The sequence below is a fragment of the Phenylobacterium kunshanense genome (assembly GCF_003254525.1).
In the GTDB taxonomy this organism is placed as follows: Bacteria; Pseudomonadota; Alphaproteobacteria; order Caulobacterales; family Caulobacteraceae; genus Phenylobacterium; species Phenylobacterium kunshanense.
In genome coordinates, this window is the sequence record NZ_QFYS01000002.1 from 642,776 (window position 1) to 660,664 (window position 17,889).

General features: G+C 68.4%; 23 protein-coding genes. 12 read left to right on the plus strand and 11 right to left on the minus strand.

Translation table 11 applies throughout. From position 1 onward, the window contains the following. Nucleotides 1-81: 81 nt before the first annotated feature. A complete protein-coding gene (locus DJ019_RS07495; RefSeq protein WP_111275347.1) occupies nucleotides 82-744 on the minus strand; it encodes a glutathione S-transferase family protein in 663 nt (220 codons plus the stop codon). A 92-nt stretch (nucleotides 745-836) separates the two neighbouring features. On the opposite strand from DJ019_RS07495, the gene DJ019_RS07500 reads away from it, so the two are divergent. The 3 genes from DJ019_RS07500 to DJ019_RS07510 all read left to right on the plus strand — a co-directional run bounded on the left by DJ019_RS07500 (nucleotide 837) and on the right by DJ019_RS07510 (nucleotide 2,251). Further along, the gene (locus DJ019_RS07500; RefSeq protein WP_165843920.1) at nucleotides 837-1,721 is read left to right on the plus strand and encodes a LysR family transcriptional regulator; all 885 of its coding nucleotides are present in this window, start codon (nucleotides 837-839) and stop codon (nucleotides 1,719-1,721) included. Nucleotides 1,722-1,780: 59 nt separating this feature from the next. After that, the gene (locus tag DJ019_RS07505) at nucleotides 1,781-1,972 is read left to right on the plus strand and encodes a hypothetical protein (protein WP_111275349.1); all 192 of its coding nucleotides are present in this window, start codon (nucleotides 1,781-1,783) and stop codon (nucleotides 1,970-1,972) included. A gap of 63 nt (nucleotides 1,973-2,035) precedes the next feature. Continuing rightward, nucleotides 2,036-2,251 (plus strand): hypothetical protein, encoded by a 216-nt coding sequence (locus DJ019_RS07510; RefSeq protein WP_133255260.1) that lies wholly within the window; start codon nucleotides 2,036-2,038, stop codon nucleotides 2,249-2,251. Nucleotides 2,252-2,260: 9 nt separating this feature from the next. On the opposite strand, the gene DJ019_RS07515 is transcribed toward DJ019_RS07510, so the two are convergent. Then, nucleotides 2,261-3,025 carry an EthD domain-containing protein gene (locus tag DJ019_RS07515; protein WP_111275351.1) on the minus strand — a complete coding sequence of 255 codons (765 nt, stop codon included), beginning with the start codon at nucleotides 3,023-3,025 and terminating at the stop codon, nucleotides 2,261-2,263. Nucleotides 3,026-3,171: 146 nt separating this feature from the next. Here DJ019_RS07515 and DJ019_RS07520 point away from each other — a divergent pair, with 146 nt between their 5' ends. Next, nucleotides 3,172-3,705, plus strand: coding sequence for a carboxymuconolactone decarboxylase family protein (locus DJ019_RS07520; protein WP_165843921.1), 534 nt, complete (start codon nucleotides 3,172-3,174; stop codon nucleotides 3,703-3,705). A 41-nt stretch (nucleotides 3,706-3,746) separates the two neighbouring features. Here the strand turns inward: DJ019_RS07520 and DJ019_RS07525 are convergent, their stop codons facing one another. Further along, on the minus strand, nucleotides 3,747-4,442 hold the full coding sequence (locus tag DJ019_RS07525) for a BLUF domain-containing protein (protein WP_111275353.1): 696 nt from the start codon (nucleotides 4,440-4,442) through the stop codon (nucleotides 3,747-3,749). A gap of 73 nt (nucleotides 4,443-4,515) precedes the next feature. Here DJ019_RS07525 and DJ019_RS20910 point away from each other — a divergent pair, with 73 nt between their 5' ends. The 3 genes from DJ019_RS20910 to DJ019_RS07535 all read left to right on the plus strand — a co-directional run bounded on the left by DJ019_RS20910 (nucleotide 4,516) and on the right by DJ019_RS07535 (nucleotide 6,440). After that, nucleotides 4,516-4,998 (plus strand): SOS response-associated peptidase family protein, encoded by a 483-nt coding sequence (locus tag DJ019_RS20910; RefSeq protein WP_276309985.1) that lies wholly within the window; start codon nucleotides 4,516-4,518, stop codon nucleotides 4,996-4,998. Between the two features lie 144 nt (nucleotides 4,999-5,142). Continuing rightward, the gene (locus tag DJ019_RS20915) at nucleotides 5,143-5,298 is read left to right on the plus strand and encodes a hypothetical protein (protein ID WP_165843923.1); all 156 of its coding nucleotides are present in this window, start codon (nucleotides 5,143-5,145) and stop codon (nucleotides 5,296-5,298) included. 200 nt (nucleotides 5,299-5,498) lie between these two features. Continuing rightward, a complete protein-coding gene (locus tag DJ019_RS07535; protein ID WP_240606394.1) occupies nucleotides 5,499-6,440 on the plus strand; it encodes a restriction endonuclease in 942 nt (313 codons plus the stop codon). A 61-nt stretch (nucleotides 6,441-6,501) separates the two neighbouring features. Here the strand turns inward: DJ019_RS07535 and DJ019_RS07540 are convergent, their stop codons facing one another. From DJ019_RS07540 to rpoH, 3 genes are all read right to left on the minus strand, one after another. After that, nucleotides 6,502-8,049 (minus strand): HVO_A0114 family putative DNA-binding protein, encoded by a 1,548-nt coding sequence (locus DJ019_RS07540; RefSeq protein WP_165843924.1) that lies wholly within the window; start codon nucleotides 8,047-8,049, stop codon nucleotides 6,502-6,504. Continuing rightward, complete coding sequence (locus tag DJ019_RS07545) at nucleotides 8,046-8,432, minus strand: toxin-antitoxin system TumE family protein (RefSeq protein ID WP_111275356.1); 387 nt, start codon at nucleotides 8,430-8,432, stop codon at nucleotides 8,046-8,048. The genes DJ019_RS07540 and DJ019_RS07545 overlap by 4 nt, the downstream gene beginning before the upstream one ends. 262 nt (nucleotides 8,433-8,694) lie before the next feature. After that, a complete protein-coding gene (gene rpoH, locus DJ019_RS07550; RefSeq protein WP_111275357.1) occupies nucleotides 8,695-9,582 on the minus strand; it encodes an RNA polymerase sigma factor RpoH in 888 nt (295 codons plus the stop codon). A 346-nt stretch (nucleotides 9,583-9,928) separates the two neighbouring features. Between rpoH and DJ019_RS07555 the strand changes: the two genes are divergently transcribed. Beyond that, a complete protein-coding gene (locus DJ019_RS07555; RefSeq protein WP_111275358.1) occupies nucleotides 9,929-10,423 on the plus strand; it encodes a VOC family protein in 495 nt (164 codons plus the stop codon). Nucleotides 10,424-10,426: 3 nt separating this feature from the next. On the opposite strand, the gene DJ019_RS07560 is transcribed toward DJ019_RS07555, so the two are convergent. Both DJ019_RS07560 and DJ019_RS07565 read right to left on the minus strand, forming a co-directional pair. Continuing rightward, the gene (locus DJ019_RS07560) at nucleotides 10,427-11,389 is read right to left on the minus strand and encodes an RluA family pseudouridine synthase (protein ID WP_111275359.1); all 963 of its coding nucleotides are present in this window, start codon (nucleotides 11,387-11,389) and stop codon (nucleotides 10,427-10,429) included. Beyond that, the gene (locus DJ019_RS07565) at nucleotides 11,379-11,696 is read right to left on the minus strand and encodes a ferritin family protein (RefSeq protein ID WP_111275360.1); all 318 of its coding nucleotides are present in this window, start codon (nucleotides 11,694-11,696) and stop codon (nucleotides 11,379-11,381) included. The genes DJ019_RS07560 and DJ019_RS07565 overlap by 11 nt, the downstream gene beginning before the upstream one ends. Before the next feature lie 64 nt (nucleotides 11,697-11,760). Here DJ019_RS07565 and DJ019_RS07570 point away from each other — a divergent pair, with 64 nt between their 5' ends. Next, nucleotides 11,761-13,410: an alkaline phosphatase D family protein gene (locus DJ019_RS07570; protein ID WP_111275521.1), complete on the plus strand. Its 1,650-nt coding sequence runs from the start codon at nucleotides 11,761-11,763 to the stop codon at nucleotides 13,408-13,410. Nucleotides 13,411-13,606: 196 nt separating this feature from the next. On the opposite strand, the gene DJ019_RS07575 is transcribed toward DJ019_RS07570, so the two are convergent. Together DJ019_RS07575 and hisI are read right to left on the minus strand one after the other, a co-directional pair. Then, nucleotides 13,607-14,233, minus strand: a complete 627-nt coding sequence (locus DJ019_RS07575) for a LysE family translocator (RefSeq protein WP_111275361.1) — start codon at nucleotides 14,231-14,233, stop codon at nucleotides 13,607-13,609. Further along, on the minus strand, nucleotides 14,230-14,628 hold the full coding sequence (gene hisI, locus DJ019_RS07580; protein ID WP_420849849.1) for a phosphoribosyl-AMP cyclohydrolase: 399 nt from the start codon (nucleotides 14,626-14,628) through the stop codon (nucleotides 14,230-14,232). The genes DJ019_RS07575 and hisI overlap by 4 nt, the downstream gene beginning before the upstream one ends. Nucleotides 14,629-14,683: 55 nt before the next feature. On the opposite strand from hisI, the gene DJ019_RS07585 reads away from it, so the two are divergent. Beyond that, nucleotides 14,684-15,079 (plus strand): hypothetical protein, encoded by a 396-nt coding sequence (locus DJ019_RS07585; RefSeq protein WP_111275363.1) that lies wholly within the window; start codon nucleotides 14,684-14,686, stop codon nucleotides 15,077-15,079. Between the two features lie 9 nt (nucleotides 15,080-15,088). On the opposite strand, the gene folE is transcribed toward DJ019_RS07585, so the two are convergent. Further along, complete coding sequence (folE, locus tag DJ019_RS07590) at nucleotides 15,089-15,721, minus strand: GTP cyclohydrolase I FolE (RefSeq protein WP_111275364.1); 633 nt, start codon at nucleotides 15,719-15,721, stop codon at nucleotides 15,089-15,091. 167 nt (nucleotides 15,722-15,888) lie between these two features. Between folE and cysS the strand changes: the two genes are divergently transcribed. Then, nucleotides 15,889-17,319: a cysteine--tRNA ligase gene (gene cysS, locus DJ019_RS07595; RefSeq protein ID WP_111275365.1), complete on the plus strand. Its 1,431-nt coding sequence runs from the start codon at nucleotides 15,889-15,891 to the stop codon at nucleotides 17,317-17,319. Beyond that, nucleotides 17,319-17,888 carry an SRPBCC domain-containing protein gene (locus DJ019_RS07600; RefSeq protein ID WP_240606396.1) on the plus strand — a complete coding sequence of 190 codons (570 nt, stop codon included), beginning with the start codon at nucleotides 17,319-17,321 and terminating at the stop codon, nucleotides 17,886-17,888. The genes cysS and DJ019_RS07600 overlap by 1 nt, the downstream gene beginning before the upstream one ends. Nucleotide 17,889: the final 1 nt, after the last annotated feature.

Genomic DNA, 17,889 nt, shown 5'->3' on the forward strand with positions numbered 1-17,889 from the left:
GGTTGGGAAATCGAGGGCGCGCGCCGTCGAGCCGCGCCGGTGACGGCGCGGGGGAGGGCGGGCTTGTGGGTCTGGGTGGGGTCAGCCGGCCTTGCTGAGCTGCCGGCGCGAGGCGACGAGGCCGTAGAAGGCGGCGTGCACCTCGCCCCAGGCGGGGCGGGCCTGCATCCGCTCCAGCCAGGCCTTCACCCTGGGCCAGGGCGAGAGGTCGAAGTCGACGGCCTGGGACAGACCCGTCTGCGCGGCGCCGAAGTAGTCGGCGATGGTGATCTCCGGTCCGCAGACGTAGCGGTCCCGCAGCATGTGGCCGTCCAGCACGCCCAACCAGTGGCCGGCGCGCTCCAGCGCGCGCTCCGTCACCTCCGGGGCGAGCAGGTGTGGCGGCATGAACTCGGGCAGCAGGCGCGGATAGACGTAGTCGCCGTTGAGATCCTTGGAGAAGTTGGTGTTGAACCAGTCCATGGCCGAGTTCACGCGGGCCCTGGCGCGCAGGTCGGTCGGGTAGGCCGGCGAGCCGGCGAGGTCGGCCAGGTACTTCAGGATGGCCGAGCTCTCGGTCAGCACGAAGCCGTCGTCGTCCAGCACCGGCACGGTGAGGTTCGGGTTCAGCGCCGCAAACGCCGGCGACCGCGTCTCGCCCGACATGATGTCCAGGGCCTCCATCTCGACCGCCAGGTCATGCTCGGCCAGGAACAGCATCACGGGGCGGGAGGTGGTGGAGAGAGGGTCGTAGTAGAGCTTCACGTCGGTCGTCCTTCAGCCGACGCTGGGATACGCCCCGGTTGCAGCGCGCTCAATCGACAAGCGTGACCTTGCGTTCTACAGAAATGTTGAACATGTCCCCGCTCGACTGGAACGACGTCCGCTTCGCCCTCGCCGCCGCCCGCACCGGCAGCGCGCTGACGGCCGCGCAGGCGCTGAAGGTGAGCCAACCCACCGTCGGCCGGCGCATCGCCGCCCTGGAGACCGCCCTCGGCGTCACGCTGTTCGAGCGCAGCCAGACCGGCCTGCGCATCACCGACCAGGGCCTCCTGCTGCTGCCGCGGCTCGAGGCCGTGGAGGCCGCCGCCGCGGCGCTGGAAGTGGCCGCCCGGGCCGAGGGCCGCCGCGTCTCGGGCGTGCTGCGCGTGACCACGAACGAGATCATCGCCAACTACGGTCTGGCGCCGGCGCTGCGCGAGTTCCGCGCCCAGTATCCCCAGGTGCAGGTGGAGGTGATCGTCACCGACGACCGGCTGGACCTGGCCGCCGGCGAGGCCGACGTGGCCATCCGCGGCGGCGCCCGGCCCACCGAGGCGGGGGTCTTCGCCCGTCGCCTGGGTCCTTCGCCCCTCGGGGTCTATGGCAGCGAGGACTACTACGCCCGCCACGGCCGGCCGGCCTCGGTCGAGGACCTGAACGGCCACGTCTTCATCGGCGGCGACAGCGGCCCCTTCGCCGTGTTGGAGCGGATCATCCTGGGGATCGTGCCGGGCGCGCGGATCGACTACCGCACCTCTTCGCCGCTCAACATGATCGCCAACGCCCGCCACGGCCTGGGGCTGGCCGTGCTGCCCGCCGCCTACTTCCGGCGCGAGCCCGGGCTGAGCGCCTGCGTCGAGCTGCCGGGGATCGAGGTGGAGGACTGGCTGGTGGTGCACGAGCGGATGCGTCACGTCCCGCGAGTCCGCGCCTTCCTCGACTTCGCCGCCGCCTTCGAGGCCGCCCGCCGCCGCGCCTGAGCACCGGCGAGGCCATCCGTCGCGCTGGCGCCCGGCGGCCGCAGGCCCTACATCAGGCGATGCAAACTTTCCGAGCCTATCTCCAGGACGCTTCCGGCACGGTCACCTGGGCCGCGTGGATCGAAGCCGAGCACCGCGAGGACGCCCACAGCCAGGCCCTCGCCCTGCGCCCCGGCCAGACGCCGAGCCTGGACCTCTGGTCCGCGACCGAGCGCCGGCTCAGCGGGCCCCACCGCCTCGACCCCGTCTAGGCGCCCGCCGGAACCCCCAGCGCCCCTCCCGCCTTCCTCCAGCGAATGCAGGAGGACCTCGCCATGGGCGAACAGAACCGCAGGGCCGTGGAGGTCGAGCCGCCGGCGAGCGCCGCACCCCATGCGCCGCGGCCGGCACATCCGAATCCGCACGCCCCCGAGCCCGGCTCTCCCGAACGCCAGGCCCTGAGCCCCGAGGCGGACGAGCGTCAGACGGCCCGCCAGGCGCCGGCCGGGGCCTCGCCCGGCGAATCCGCCGAGGACGACTCGATCGGCTGAGGCCGCCGCTCAACGCGTGTGGTCGAAGATCACGTGCTCGCGGGTGAGGAACAGGCGCGAGCGGTCCATCTGCACGAAGCGCCGCTCGTCCTCGACCAGTGCGGCGGCCGCCTCGGCTGCGCCCTCGCCGCCGGCCAGATCCTCCAGCGTGTTCACCCAGACCTCGGTGATCCCGTCCAGCGGCGGCTCATATCCCCGGCCCGCCTGCATCCCGGCGTTCACCTCGGGCGCGATGGCGTGGCTCTGGACGTACTTGGCCATCTTCAGCGGCGCGGCGAAGCTCGCCACCAGCGGGCCGTGGTCGTGCAGCCAGGTCTCGTGGCACTCGGCCTGGGTCAGGCCGTCGCGCCGGGTGAGCAGGTAGGTCGCCTTCACCGCCTCCGGCCCCGGCCCCTTGCCGCCCGTGTGGTCGAAGATCAGGTGCTCCTCGGTGAGGAAGACGGCCGACCTTTCGAAGTCGATGAACTTGGCCTCGTCCTCGGCCAGCACCCGCCCGGCCGCCTGGCCCTGCGGCGTCGCATAGGCGGCCTGGAAATCCTCCAGCGAGTCCCACCAGACCTCGGTCACCCCGTCCGCCGGGCCGCGCATGCCCCGCACCGCGCGCATCGCCTCGCTCGCGGGATCGTCGAACGGATGGCTCTGGACGTACTTCCTGAGGCGCAGCGCCCCCGCCTGCGCCGCCACCAGCGGGCCGTGCCGGGTCAGCCAGTAGTCGCGGAACTCCCCCGCCGACAGGCCCTCGCGCCGGACAATGACGTACACCAGCTTGATCATCGCAAACCCTCCGTGCAGCCCCGCCAATGCGGCGACCGCACGCCGGGTAGGTCAAGGAAAACCGACACTTCGCTGACGCAGGGGCACGCCGTTTCGGGTGCAGGATGGCCCGGAAGACCCAAGCACGATCACCGGAGGAAGCCGCCATGTCCCGCATGCCCCTCGTCGAGCCCGAGGCCCTGCCGCCCTACCTGAAGGCCATCCACGACGCGACGCCCGAGGAGAACTGGCTGGGCCGCCACTTCGCCCGCGCCTTCGCCCCCAACCCGGACCTGGTCCAGGCCTACCAGGCCTTCTACTACCCCTGGCACACGGGCGAGGCCGGCGTGCTCGACGCGCGCCTGAAGGAGCTGGTCCGCCTGCGCATCGCCACCCTCAACGGCTGCGTGCTCTGCAAGACCGTGCGCATGGCCCCGGCCGTGGTGGGTGAGGACGAGGCCGCCTCGGGCGTCGACGACGCCGACAACGCCGGCTTCACCCCGCGCGAGCGCGCCGCCATCCACTTCGCGGAGAAGATGGCCGTCGACCACCACAACATCGGCGACGACGACGTAGCCGCCATGCGCCGCCACTTCACCGACGCCGAGTTCCTGGAGCTCGCCATGATGGCCGGCCAGTACATCGGCTTCGGCCGCGTGCTGGCGATGCTCCAGCTCGAGGTGGCGAGCTGTCCGATCTAGGGGCCTTACGCCCCGTCTCATCTCAACCACAGCGCCTCCGTCTAGGGCCGCTGGTCCACCAGGCTGTGCAGCAGGGCCAGCGCCGCGCCAGGGGCGATGGCGGGCGACAGCGTCGGGACGCCGATCAGGCCGTCCGCCTGGTGACGCCGGCACAGCATCCACTGCGGAAACGTCCGCTGCGCCACCGTCGCGTGCTCCAAGAGGAGCGGCCGGCGGTGCCGCGCATCGAGCGCGATGATCCCGTACAGCGCCTCCAGGCTGGACCTCGGCCCTTCCAGCGCCTGCAGGAAGCACCCGTCCTGGAACCAGAGCGCCCCCGTCACCCCCAGCCGAGGGTTCCGCCGCGCCGCCTGCTGGCGGACGGTTTCCAGCAGATCGTCGATCTCGCCGGCCGGCGTGTCGGCCTCGCTGATATAGACCAGGCGGTGCAGATCGGCGGCGTCGGGCTCGCCACCATCGGCCGGCCTTCCGCCGATGGCCGTGTCGCCGTGAAAGGCGATCAGCTCCGAGCAGTCGTCGTCATAGCGCAGCGACACGCCCCTTTCGGCGAACGCGGCGATGATCTGCGCGATCGTGTCGGGGTGCGCCCGGACGGGACCCCTGGCCTTCTCCAGGCGCTTGATCGTCTCGAGGCTCACGCCCGCCGCGGCCGCGACCTCCTCGCGGCTCATGCGCACCAGGGCGCGGCCGGCCCGCACGATCTCGCCGCTGACAATCCTGGCCCTGTCGTTTCCCATGCCGACGCCCGCCCCCACCGCGCCTCCGCCCTCATCGTGTACGCGCAATATGGCCGCCGAATTTCGGCTTCGTATGTTTCAGAGGCCATCGACGTCGGCCGCTGGGGCGTGGCGCCCTTCTTCCACAAGGGCCAGGCCAAGGCGTGGACGCTCCCCACCAACACCTGCGGCTCCGAGGAGATGCACGCCAAGCTGTCGTTCCGCGACGTCCCGCCGCTGCCTCGTGCCGGCCAGCGCCATCTGCGAATGGACCGGCCCCACGGGAAAGAAGACCCGCCACACCATCGCCCGCGCCGACGGCGCCCCGCTCTTCATCGCCGGCCTCTGGGCCGACCACGCGCACGAGGGCGAGCACACCCAGAGCTACACCATGGTGATGATCGACACCGCCCCCGGCGACGACCTCCACCCCTTCCACAACCGCCAGCCGGTCATCCTCGACCGCCCCGCCGCCCACACCTGGCTCGACCCGCGCGCGGACTATCGCGAGGTGCTGAAGGCGCCGCCGGCGGGGACGCTGGTGGCCGATCCGCCGGAGGCGGTGGCGGTGGGGTAGGCTGCTGGGGCCTCGAAGAAACCTCCCCCGTTCACGGGGGAGGGGGACCGCGAAGCGGTGGAGGGGGCGGTGGCCCGCACTGCGCTCTTCCAGCGGCTCCCGTCGACTACCGCCGCTTAACCCGCACGGGCTCACCCTGCGGCCATGCCTCCGCCCGACCACGATGCCGACTGGATGGACGACTGGTCGCGCGTCCCCAACGACGACATCGCCGCCGCCTGGATCCGGTACCAGGCGAACAGGCCCTCGCAACCGTCCGGCGACGAAGCCGACGGATGGGCCGTGGAAGCCATGATCTAGCTCTCGGACATTGATCCTCCACGGGCGCTCGAGATCGCGTTTCCCGCGCCCTCGCCCCAACCCGAACCTGATCCAGGCCCGTCAGACCCTCTACCTCCCCTGGCACACGGGCGAGTGCGGAGAGGGCCAGATAGGCCCCGGTATGGTGTCGGCCTAGCGGCGCGGCGGTCATGTGGCAGAGTCCATTTTGAGCGGAGGAGTTGATCACCGCGCGCAGCCGCCGCACGCTATCGGGAGCGGTGGACTTTGTGGGGGCGCAGGTGGCCAGAAATCCTGAAGTACCGACTTACAATGCTTACCTGTGGCCCATTGTCGAGCGGCTGAGAATTCACGGCGGCTCTATGACAATCGAGGAAATGGTCGACGATGTCGCGACGGCGATGCATCTCTCGGAAGAACAGCGGAACACTGAGCACGGCGAGACTGGCCGGTCCGAGGTCGACTATAGAATGGCGTGGGCGAGGACCTATCTCAAGAAGGGCGGCGTCTTAGAGAACAGTGAGCGAGGTGTGTGGCGCCTGACACCGAGAGGTGCCGCGGTCTCAAAGCCTGAGGTCTTGGATATTCCCAAACAGGTTCACCAAGCAGGCCACGCAGCGCGGAAAGCAGGCAAGAACAATAGCTCTGTCGCAGATTTTGCACGCCACGAAGCAGCTGAACTTGCCCAGGCTCTCGACGAGTCACTGACTTGGATCGAGGAACTACTGGCGAAACTCAAGAACCTACCTCCCGCGGCCTTTGAGCGCCTTAGCCAGCGAATGCTTCGCGAAAAAGGGTTCTCCAAGGTCGAAGTCACGGGGCGATCCGGAGATGGTGGCATTGACGGCACCGGAGTATTGAGGATGAATCTTCTATCTTTCCAGGTTCTGTTCCAGTGTAAGCGATACTCGGGATCGGTCGGGCCCAGTGTAGTCCGCGATTTCCGAGGCGCGATGGTTGGGCGTGCAGACAAGGGGCTCATCATCACCACCGGCACATTCACCGCGGAGGCCCGGCGTGAAGCGGTTAGGGATGGTGCGCCGGCGATCGATCTCATCGACGGAGTAGGTCTTTGCGAGATCCTCAAAGATCTCCGGATCGGCGTCGAAGTGCGCACGGTCGAAGAGGTCACAATCCGCGATGTGGAATTGGCGGAACTCTAAGGGCGGCGTCCTTCAGAATGCCTTGCCTCAATCCTCAGTTGGATGCCGGCCCCGTCGACCGTCATACGTGGTTGGAGTATTGGTGACGTACCACCGGAAGATCGACGCCATAGTGGCGAGCTACCGCCATTTGAGTCTGCCCTTCCTGGATCATGTTTATGACGCCCTCGGCCGGAGCGAGTAGTTCAGCGGCGAACGCCCTCCCCATCGCTTGGCGATCAGTGAAGAGTTCAGAGATCGGCGCTTCGCGGTCGTCGTAAGCGAGGTAATCCCCAATCGCGCGCGCCAGCAGGAAGGCGGTGCCCGCGTGCCCACTCTCTCGAACCACCATAACGGGGGCTTCGTTCTTGCGCCCGCGGTAGCCGCGTAGGGGATCATCGCTCATTGCGCTAGCCGTGAAGTCTTCTGCGCCGAAGCGCCGGCAGAGACCTTCGACACCGCCGATAGCTTGGTCGTCCCCGAGCTTGAGGAGCCGGCGCAATTCTTCGGCTCGGGCCTTGCCGGCTGGCCACCCCCACTCCCGCCGCACCTTCAACCGGGTCTTCCATCCCCGAAGGCCGTCAAAGCGATTCGTCTCTTGCCGCGCCTTAAGTTCTCCATGGGCCCAAGCAAGGTTTTCCTCGAACGCCTCGGGTAGGGTCGAAGATGCAAACTCAAGTCGTGCACTTTCGTCGGGCAGCGCATCGATCAATCGCGTGATGGCGTCGGCACACGCATCGGACATGTCGTGGAGCGATAGGCCGAGCCCGCCGGCCGTCCGCGCAAAAGCCCGCTCGCGCTTCGAACTCATGACGTCTTCCAACCGCGACAGAAGCGAATGAATTGGACGATCGAACCGACGCCCCCGCTCCAGATACGCGGCAACCGGCCGAACCACGCGATCCAACAGGATTTCTTCTGCTGAGCGCTCGGAGAGATCCGTCGAAAATAGATTGTCGGCCGGGTCGATGGATTCCGAGCGACGGACATAGAGCTGCATATGCGAGCCCAGCGCCTTTAAAAGTAGCGGGCCCGCCCTAGTCTCTTCGTTCGCCCGGATGGTTAAGGTGCAAAGGCGGAACGGATCATCGTATCGGCAGAATATCCGCCACCAGTTCTTGAGTAGGCGTACTGAGAGCTCGTTGAGATCGACCCCCTCATCGCTTCGATGTTGACCGAACAGCACCAATCGACCCAACACAGCATCGGTCTGTAAGTCCCCTGGCCGCGTCGATGTCTCGATCTTGAGAAGGCGAGTCACCTTATCGTCCTCGTTTTCTTCCGGCGGCGCAAAGTCGGAGAGATCGACCGACTCCGCCAGCTCGGCGGCCTTGCGCAAGCCGTCCTCCGTGGGCGTTGGAACACTCGCGCGACCGTCTGCTTCGAGCGTCACGAGCCCAGTCCGGACGAGTGCGTTCAAGCCGCGGCTGACGTTCGGCTGATGACGCTCGACGATCGCGGAGAGCTCGCTGATCGAGCGCGGCCGAAACTGAGCAATCGCGACAAGGAGTTCACGGGTCCGCGCGCCGGCCAACACCTCGATGCGCTCCGCCTCCCGGTTCATGGCGCGTGGTCCGGCGAGCCTGTTGAGCAAGCTTGCACGAAGATTATCACCGGAGATCTTAGTCATCCTTCTGACCTCCATGGGTCGAGGGCGAACTCGATCCGTTTCATGTCGCAATAGGCCTTACAGCGGTCGAAGAAGTCTGCGACCAAGCCGCTGGCCGAAGTGAAATTGTATGCAATGCGCTTGTGTATGCGTCCGAACTCATGCTCGTGGTCGAAGGGCGCATCGTCTGGTGAGCCGTCATATTCATGCGAGTTGTCGAAACCGAATAGTCGCTCACCGTCAGCGTCTTGAACGACGAGACGGTACTTGAGCCCGTGGGGGCGCCGGTCGGTCTTGTCCAAAATCCTCACCTGAACCACAACGCGATCGCCGTTCGGCAGTCGCCAGGGCGACTGCTCCGCGAAGTCGAGCAGCGTCTGAAGATCGTGGTCCGTTAAGTCCACACATATCACCCAATGATATGGATGAGTGGTGAAAACGCCAAAATCGATGTGCGGTCAACCTTCCGTTGCTGATAGCGTGTGGCGCGGCTGAACGCAGGTGCCGGTATAAGACAGAAGATGTGCTTCTGCGCCGCAGAAGTGGCTGATGGGCGGGCAGGCCACTTGCGTACGGTTTCTCCCACCCCGCACCCACACCCCCAAACCCAAACGGCCGGAGCTCCCGCCCCGGCCGTTCCGTTAGTCTCCGATCTCAGCCGACCCGCTAGGCGTCGACGAGGTTCCGCTCCGCCGCCGCCGCCTTCATGGACTTCTGCAGCTTTTCGAAAGCGCGGACCTCGATCTGGCGCACGCGTTCGCGGCTGACGCCGTATTCGCTGGCGAGGTCCTCCAGGGTGGTGGGCTCGTCCTTCAGGCGCCGCTCGGTGAGGATGTGGCGCTCGCGGTCGGTCAGTTCCGTCATGGCCGCTTCCAGCAGGCTCATGCGCAGGTTCTTCTCCTGGGTCTCGGCGACCACGCTCTCCTGGGAGGGCGTGTCCGTGTCGACCAGCCAGTCCTGCCACTCGCTTTCCGAGTCGGCGCGCATCGGCGAGTTCAGGCTGGCGTCGCCGCCGGCGAGCCGGCGGTTCATGCTGACCACTTCCTCGTCCAGCACGCCCAGCTTGGTGGCGATCTGGCTCACCTGGTCGGGGCGCAGGTCGCCCTCCTGCAGGGCCTCGATCTCGCTCTTGGCCTTCCGCAGGTTGAAGAACAGCTTCTTCTGCGCCGCGGTGGTGCCCATCTTCACGAGCGACCAGCTGCGCAGGATGTATTCCTGGATCGAGGCGCGAATCCACCACATGGCGTAGGTCGCCAGGCGGAAGCCCTTGTCCGGGTCGAACTTCTTCACGGCCTGCATCAGGCCGACGTTGCCCTCGGAGATCACCTCGCCGATCGGCAGGCCGTAGCCGCGATAGCCCATGGCGATCTTGGCCACGAGCCGCAGGTGGCTGGTGACGAGCTGGTGGGCGGCTTCCGGGTCCTCATGCTCCTGCCAGCGCTTGGCGAGCATGAACTCCTGGTCCTTCGCCAGCATCGGGAACTTGCGGATCTCCGACAGGTACCGGCTGAGGCCGCCTTCCGGCGACATGACGGCAAGCGAATTCGCGGCCATGGACTATCCCCTCTCAAACTGGACGTTCATCGGGCCGCCGCGCTTCATGCCGTGGTCTTCCGACCGACTGGTCTTCCGACCGGGCGCGCTTCGACGTTCGTCCCCTCCAAACCCTCAGATAGGTATCGGGTTGCGGTGACGCTAGGTCGCAGGGAGAGGCGGCCTGATGAAAATGTCCGACTTCCTTAGTGGGGATTTCTATGCCCCCGGAATGGCGAGAACAAGGCATGCTTTCTCACGCGGGCTGTTAGCGAAACTGTATGGGCCGGGGGTGTGGCGGGGCCGTGTCGGAACGGCCGGCGCGCCTGCGTCCTTGGGGGACAGCCCCTGGCGAAGGAGCCCTTCGATGCCCAAGCTCAACTCCAAGATCACCCCGTGCCTCTGGTTCGACCGCGAGGCCCTGGCGGCGGCGGAATTCTACTGCGCGATCTTCCCGAACTCGCGCGTCACCGACGTCTCCCGCTACCCCGAGAACCTGCCCGGCGACCGGGCGGGCGAGGTGCTGACCGTCGTCTTCGAGTTGGACGGCCAGCGGTTCCGCGGCCTGAACGGCGGGCCGCAGTTCACCTTCAGCGAGGCCATATCGTTCGAGATCGAGGTGGAGACGCAAGGCGAGCTCGACCGCTACTGGGACGCCCTGCTGGCGGACGGGGGCGTGGAGAGCCAGTGCGGCTGGCTCAAGGACCGCTTCGGCCTCTCCTGGCAGGTCGTGCCGAAGCAGCTGGGCGAACTGATGACCAGCGAGGACAAGGCCAAGGCCGGCCGCGTGGCGGCGGCGATGATGCAGATGGTCAAGCTGGACATCGCGGCCCTGGAGGCGGCCGCGGCGGCGGCGGGGTGAGCGCTAGAGCCGCGCCAGCAGGGCCTCCAGCGCGGCCATGTCGGGGGGAAGCGCGCTCTCGCAACGGACCTGCTCGCCGGTGATCGGGTGGCGGAAGCCCAGCACGGCGGCGTGCAGGGCCTGGCGGCGAAGCTGAGCCGTTTCGATGGCCTCGCGAACCGCGGGGGCGGGCGGGCCGGAGCCGTAGGTCGGATCGCCCAGGCAGGGCGTGCCCTTGCTGGCCAGGTGGACGCGGATCTGGTGCGTGCGGCCGGTCTCCAGGCGGCAGGCGACGCGGGCGGCCAGCGGTTTCTCCTGCGGGCCGAAGGTGCGCTGGACGCGGTAGTGGGTCACCGCGTGGCGGCCGCCGCTCTTCACCATCGCCATCTTCTTGCGGTCGTGGGTCGAGCGGGCGATGGCGCCCTCGATGGTCCCCTTGTCCGGGCGCGGGGCGCCGCGTGTGAAGGCCACGTATTCGCGGTCGATGTCGTGCGCCTCGAACAGGGCGGCCAGGCCCTGGTGGGCGGCGTCGGTCTTGGCGACCACCACGACGCCCGAGGTGTCCTTGTCGATGCGGTGGACGATGCCCGGCCGCGCCACCCCGCCGATGCCCGAGAGGCTGTCTCCGCAGTGATGCAGCAGGGCGTTGACCAGGGTGCCGGCCTCGCTGCCGGGCGCCGGGTGCATGGCCATGCCGGGCGGCTTGTCGAGGACGATCAGGTGCGCGTCCTCGAACAGCACCGTGAGGGGAATGTCCTCGGGCTGGGGTTCGGCTGCCGCGGCGGGGGGCACGTCGATGCGGTAGGCGCCCGGGGCGGCCTTGGCCGAGCCGTCGCTGACCGGGACGCCGTCGCGGCTGACCCGGCCCTCGGCGATCAGCGCCTGGATCCGCGCCCGGCTGAGGTCGGGCAGCCGCTCGGCCAGGGTCTTGTCGACCCGGCCGCCGGCCTCGTCCCCCGCGATCTCGACGACCGCCTCAGAGCCCATGCTTCTCGCTGGCGCCTTCCTCGTGCCCGGTGATCGAGCCGTCCTTGAACAGGTACTCGCGGAGCTGCTCGTCGGTCTCGGGGTCGTTCCGCCGTAGCCACTCCAGCACCATCGCCGCGTGCTCCAGCTCCTCGCGCGCGTTGTGCAGCAGGATCGCCTTCAGCTCCGGATCGTCGCAGTCGTCCGCCCGCTGCCGATACCAGTCGACCGCCTCCATCTCCTCGATCAGGGAGGTGATGGCATAATGCCTCAATAAAGTTGCATTTGACAATTTTTCTCTCGGGACGTGTAGCCCTTCCTTCGACATCGACCGTCATGCTCCTGTGATACGCATGCGACTAATACACTGGGGCGAGGCAGGGGGAATGGCCATGAAGATCGATCGCCGCAGGGCGCTGGCGCTGCTGGGCATGGGCGCGGCGACGCCGGCCGTGGCTCAGTCGCCGAAGGTGAGCTTCCAGCACGGCGTCGCCTCGGGCGACCCGACCCAGGAGCGGGTGGTGCTGTGGACGCGCATCACACCGGAGCGGCCGGGCGCCGACATTCCCTTCACCTGGACGCTCAATCCGGTCGACCGCCGGGCGGGGGGCGCGAAGCGCGGAGCCGGCGTGACCGGGCCCGACCGGGACTACACGGTGAAGGTGGACGTGGACGGCCTGGACGCCGGCCGCGCCTATACCTTCGAGTTCGAGGCCGGCGGCGTGAAGTCGCCGATGGGGCGGACCCGGACCCTGCCATCCGGCTCGGTCAAGGACGTGGTGATGGCGGTGGCCTCGTGCAGCCTCTATCCGAACGGCTACTTCAACGCCTACCAGGCCATCGCCGACCTGCCCCGCGTGGACGTGGTGCTGCACCTGGGCGACTACATCTATGAGTATGGTGGCCCCGGCTCGTACGGCATGGACTCTCCGGTCGCGGCGGAGCGACCGCACGATCCGAACCGCGAGATCGTGAGCCTCGAGGACTATCGGCGGCGTCACGCCCAGTACAAGTCCGACCCCCAGCTCCAGGCCGCGCACGCCAAGGCGCCGTGGATCGTGGCCTGGGACGACCACGAGACGGCCAACGACAGCTTCCTGCACGGGGCCGAGAACCACCAGCCCGCCACGGAAGGCGACTGGGACGCGCGCAAGGCCCGGGCGCTGAAGGCCTATTACGAGTGGATGCCGATCCGCGAACCGGCGGCCGGCGTGGGCCTGGCCGAGGCCGCGGCCCGCAGCTTCCACTTCGGCGACCTCGCCTCGCTGATCATGATCGAGACCCGGCTGGGCGCCCGCGACAAACAGGTCTCCCTGGCCGAGGACGCCCCCGAGGTGGACGGCAAGCGGGACCTGACCGCGCTCAAGGCCAAGCTGGCCGACCCGGCCCGCCGCATGATGGGGCCCCGGCAGGAAGCCTGGATCGGCGAGGAGCTTTCGCGGTCGGTGAAGGCGGGGCACGCCTGGCAGGTGCTGGGCAACCAGGTGGTCATGGCGCGCGTGATGCCGCCCGATCCGCGCAAGGAGCTGACGCCCGAGCAGTACGCGACGATCCCGGCCTCCAGTCGCCGGCGCATCCAGCGCTACGAGGCCGGTGTGGCCCTCGGCCTGCCGGTCGGGCTCGACATGTGGGACGGCTATCCGGCCGACCGTGAGCGGCTCTATGCGATGGTGAAGCAGGCCGGTGCGCGGCCGGTGGTGGTCAGCGGCGACAGCCACTCGTTCTGGGCCAACGAACTGCACGACGCCGACGGGCGCCGGGTCGCGTGCGAGTTCGGCACGACGGGCATCACCAGCCCCGGCGCCGGAGAGATCGCGCCCGGCATCAACGCGGGCGACCTGATCGCCAAGGCGAACAAGGAAGTCGTGTTCAACGACCAGGTCTCGAAGGGCTACGTCCTGCTGACACTGACCCGCGATGTGGCGAAGGCCGACATGGTGACGGTGTCGACCATCACCTCGAAGGCCTTCACGACGAAGGTGGTGAAGAGCTTCGTCGCCGCGCCGGATGGGGCCGGCGTGTCGGCGCTGACCGAAGCCTGACGAGTCGCAAACGTCCCTTTCAGCCAGCGTTCAGGTAGCGGCCGCGAGGATCGCTTCGGTCGTCAACGGTTGCTTCGGAGTTTCCCATGGCCCCCGCAGATCCTCCCCCGATGGACCGGCCCGCGATCTGGGCCATGGCCCTGCTGGCGCTCAGCGTCGCCTTCGCGGGCCTCTCGGTGTTCCTGCTGGCGGTCTACTAGCGGCGTTCCAGGGCCAGCCGGACGCCGAAGGCCAGGAAGACACCTCCCGTCAGCCGGTCGAGCCAGCGGACGACGGCGGCCTTCTGCAGCGCGCCGGCGATGGGCCGCGTCGCGCCGATCAGCGCGGCGAACCAGATCAGGCCCATGACCGCGTGCAGCGCCGCGAGCAGGAAGATGAAGGGCCCAGCCGGCGCGCCCGCGGGCAGGAACTGCGGCAGGAACGAGACGTAGAACACGCCGACCTTCGGGTTCAGCAGGTTCGTCAGGAACCCCCGCCGCATCCAGGCGAAGTCCGAGCCCTGCGGGCCCGCGGGCGCCGTCAGGTCGAACCGCTCGCGCGGCTTCAGGATCAGCCCGACGCCGAGCCAGACCAGATAGGCCGCGCCGGCCCATTTCAGGATGTTGAATGCGAGGGCCGAGGCTTCCAGCAGGGCGCCGAGCCCGAGCGCCACCGCCGCGCCCCAGGCGAGGCAGCCGGTCACGATGCCCAGCCCGGCCAGCGCCGCGCGCCGTCCGCCCTCCACCGCCGCGGTGCGCAGGACGAGAGCCGTGTCGAGGCCGGGGGTGATCGTCAGCAGCGCGGCGGCGACGCTGAACGCGAGGAGAGCCTGAAGCACGGTCATTGGCGCACCAGCCGGCCGTCCTTGCCGACGACGCGGTAGAAGCAGGAGACGGCGCCGGTGTGGCACGCCCCGCCGTCGCCCTGCGGCCGGACCTTCAGCCAGACCGCATCCTGGTCGCAGTCGATGCGCAGTTCCTCGACCACCTGCACCTGGCCGCTGGTGGCGCCCTTGTGCCAGAGCTCGCCGCGCGACCGGCTCCAGTAGTGGGCCTCGCCCGTTTCCAGGGTCTTCGACAGCGCCTCGTCGTTCATCCAGGCCAGCATCAGCACCTCGCCCGTGCCGGCATGGGTCGCGATCGCCGCGATCAGGCCTTTGGCGTCGAAGCGCGGAGCGAGGGCCTCGCCCTGCTCAAGGGCGGTCTTGTCGGGCGCGGTCGGGAAGCTCATGGGCGACAGTCCTTGCTGGCTCATCGCCCCTGTACCATCGTCCGGCCGGAATCGGAGGACCGTGATGCTGAGGCTGATCCTGGGTGTGGTGGCGGGCTGCGCCCTGGCCATGGGGCTGATCACCGGCATCGAGCTGGTCGTCCACACCCAGTACCCCTATCCGGCCGGAGCCTCGCCCGAGCAGCTCCGCAACTACGTCCTGGAGCTGCCGCAGGCCGGCCAGGCGATGATCATCGCGGCCTGGATCATCGGGACGGCCGTCGGCGGCCTCGCCGGCAACGGCATCGCCGGACGGCCCTGGCCGGCGCTGGTGGTCGGCGTGCTGATCGCGGTGAGCGGCATGGCGAACATGGCCATGCTGCCGCATCCGCTGTGGATGCAGATCGTCGGTATCGTCGGGCCGCTGGCTGTGGCTGGCGTGCTTGGCCTGGGGCGGCCGAGGCGCGCCCCGGCCGCGTAGCAGGCTAACCTACTTCCGGTTCACGAAGTCCAGGAAGCGCTGGCGCAGGGTCGGGTCGGTCTTGAAGACGCCCGTGAACTGGGTGGTGATCGTCGAGACGTGGCGGTGGTGCACGCCGCGGGTGGTCATGCACTGGTGCGCCGCGTCGATGAGCACCGCGACGCCGGCCGGGCGCAGGCTGTCGGTGATGGCGTCGGCGATCTGCTGGGTCATGGTCTCCTGGGTCTGGAGACGGCGGGCGAAGATCTCGACCACCTTGGCCAGCTTGGAGATGCCCACCACGCGATTGGTCGGCATGTAGGCCACGTAGGCCTTCCCCAGGAACGGGGCCATGTGGTGCTCGCAGTGGCTCTCGACCTCGATGTCGCGGAGCATCACGATGTCGTCGTAGCCCTGGACATCCTCGAAGGTGCGCGACAGCTCCTTGGCCGGGTCGAGGCGATAGCCCTCGAACCATTCGGCATAGGCGTCGACCACGCGCTTCGGCGTGTCGATCACGCCTTCGCGGCGCGGGTCATCGCCGGCCCAGGCGATCAGCGTGCGGACGGCCTCCATGGCCTCCTCGCGGGTCGGGCGCGTGATGGGTTCCAGGGATCCGTCTTCGGAGCCGATCAGGGTTCGGTCGCGGGCAGGAGCGTCCATGAGAGAGCGTTTCTTTCCAAGGGGCCGAGTAGCGCCGGAACGAGGGTTCCGGAAATGACGCGTGCCACCCCCTATTCGGACGTCGGGCGGCGTGGCCTCCGGTCCGGGCGATCTGTATATGGGGCGAGGCCCGACCCGGGCAACCGTTCCGCAGCGTTAGCTAGACCATGAGCCTGAAGCTTTACGACACCATGACCCGCGCCAAGCGGGATTTCGCCCCCGCCGACCCCAAGCGGGTGACGATGTATGTCTGTGGGCCGACGGTCTACAACTTCGCCCACATCGGCAACTTCCGGCCGGTGGTGGTCTTCGACCTGCTGTTCCGGGTGCTGCGCGACATCTATGGCGAAGAGGCCGTGCTCTATGCGGCCAACGTCACGGACGTCGACGACAAGATCAACCGCAAGGCCGCCGAGGAAGGCGTGCCGATCAGCGTCATCACCGACCGCTACCTCGACGCCTACAACGCCGACGCGGCTTCGCTGGGCGCCCTGCGGCCCACGTTCCAGCCGCGCGTGACCGAAACCATGGACGCCATCATCGCGATGATCGGCGACCTGGTGGAGCAGAAGGCGGCCTACGCCGCCGAAGGCCATGTGCTGTTCGACACCCAGGCGTTCGGCGACTACGGCAAACTCTCGGGCCGGCCGATGGACGAGATGATCGCCGGCGCCCGGGTCGACGTCGCCCCCTACAAGCGCCATCCGGCCGATTTCGTCCTGTGGAAGCCGTCGAAGGAGAACGAGCCCGAGTGGCCGAGCCCCTGGGGGCCGGGCCGGCCGGGCTGGCACATCGAGTGCACAGCCATGATCGAACAGGCGCTGGGCCTGCCGATCGACATCCACGGCGGCGGCATCGACCTGGTCTTCCCGCACCACGAGAACGAGCTGGCCCAGGGCGTCTGCTCCGGCCACGGCGGCCGTGAATACGCCAAGGTCTGGATGCACAACGGCTTCCTGAACATGGGCGAGGAGAAGATGAGCAAGAGCGTCGGCAACGTCGCCCTCGCACACGACCTTCTGAAGCTCTACCCGGGCGAGGCGATCCGCTGGGCGCTGCTCAGCGGCCACTACCGCCAGCCACTAGAGTGGAACGACAGCCTGATCGAACAGGCCAAGAGCGCCCTGGACCGGCTCTATCGGGTGCTGGACGACGCGGGCCGCTTCCTGGCCGGAGAGCCGGCCGCCGACGGGTGGCAGGACGCGGCGGCCGCCGCCGAGCATGCGGCGGTCCGACATGCGCTGCACGACGACCTCAATACGCCCAGCGCGTTCGCGGCCCTGTTCCAGTTGGCCGACAAGGTGCGCGCCGCGGTGATGGCCAAGGATGCGCGGGCGGTCGCCAGCGGCCGGGGCCTGCTGGTCGAGGCCGGCGCCCTGATGGGCTTCCTCGCCGCCGATCCGCAGTCCTGGTTTCAGAGCGGGGCCGACGATGCCCTGAAGTCGAAGGTCGAGGCGCTGCTCGCCGACCGGCAGGCCGCGCGTGCGGCGAAGAACTGGCCGGAAGCCGACCGCATCCGCGGGGAGCTGGCGGCGCTCAATGTCGAGGTGATGGACGGACCCGCCGGGGCGACCTGGCGGATCAAGGAGCAGGCGTGATGCCGATGAAGCAGGGGCCAGACCTGATGGCCGGCCCGTTCGGCCGCAAGGGGGCCATGGGCCCCCGGACCATGTCGCTGAAGACCGAGGGCAAGCCCCCGCCCCCGAAGCCCATGGGCGGCGTCCGGATCGAGGACCGGATCGGCGTCCAGGCGCCGGCCGAACTGATCTGGGAGATCGTCCACGACCTCCACCTGTGGGAGGAGTGGAACCCGACCTACACCCGCGCCGCGGGGGTGATCCGGATCGGCGAGCCGCTGTCACTGGACCTGGCCCTTCCCGGCCAGCCGGTGCAGGAGATCCGGCCGCGCGTGCTGGAGTGGGTGCCGAACGAACAGCTCCACTGGCAGCTCAAGCTGATGGGCGGGATGATCAGGACCGTTCGCTACATCGAGATCACGCCGCTGTCGGACGCGGGCTGTATCGTCGACAACGGCGAGATCTTCGGCGGGCTGATGGGGCCGTCCCTCGGCAAGCGGATGGGGCGTTCGGTTCGCCAGGGATTCCAGGCGATGAACGAGGCGCTCAAGGCGCGGGCGGAAGCGTTCTGGGCTGACCGTCGCCGCTGAG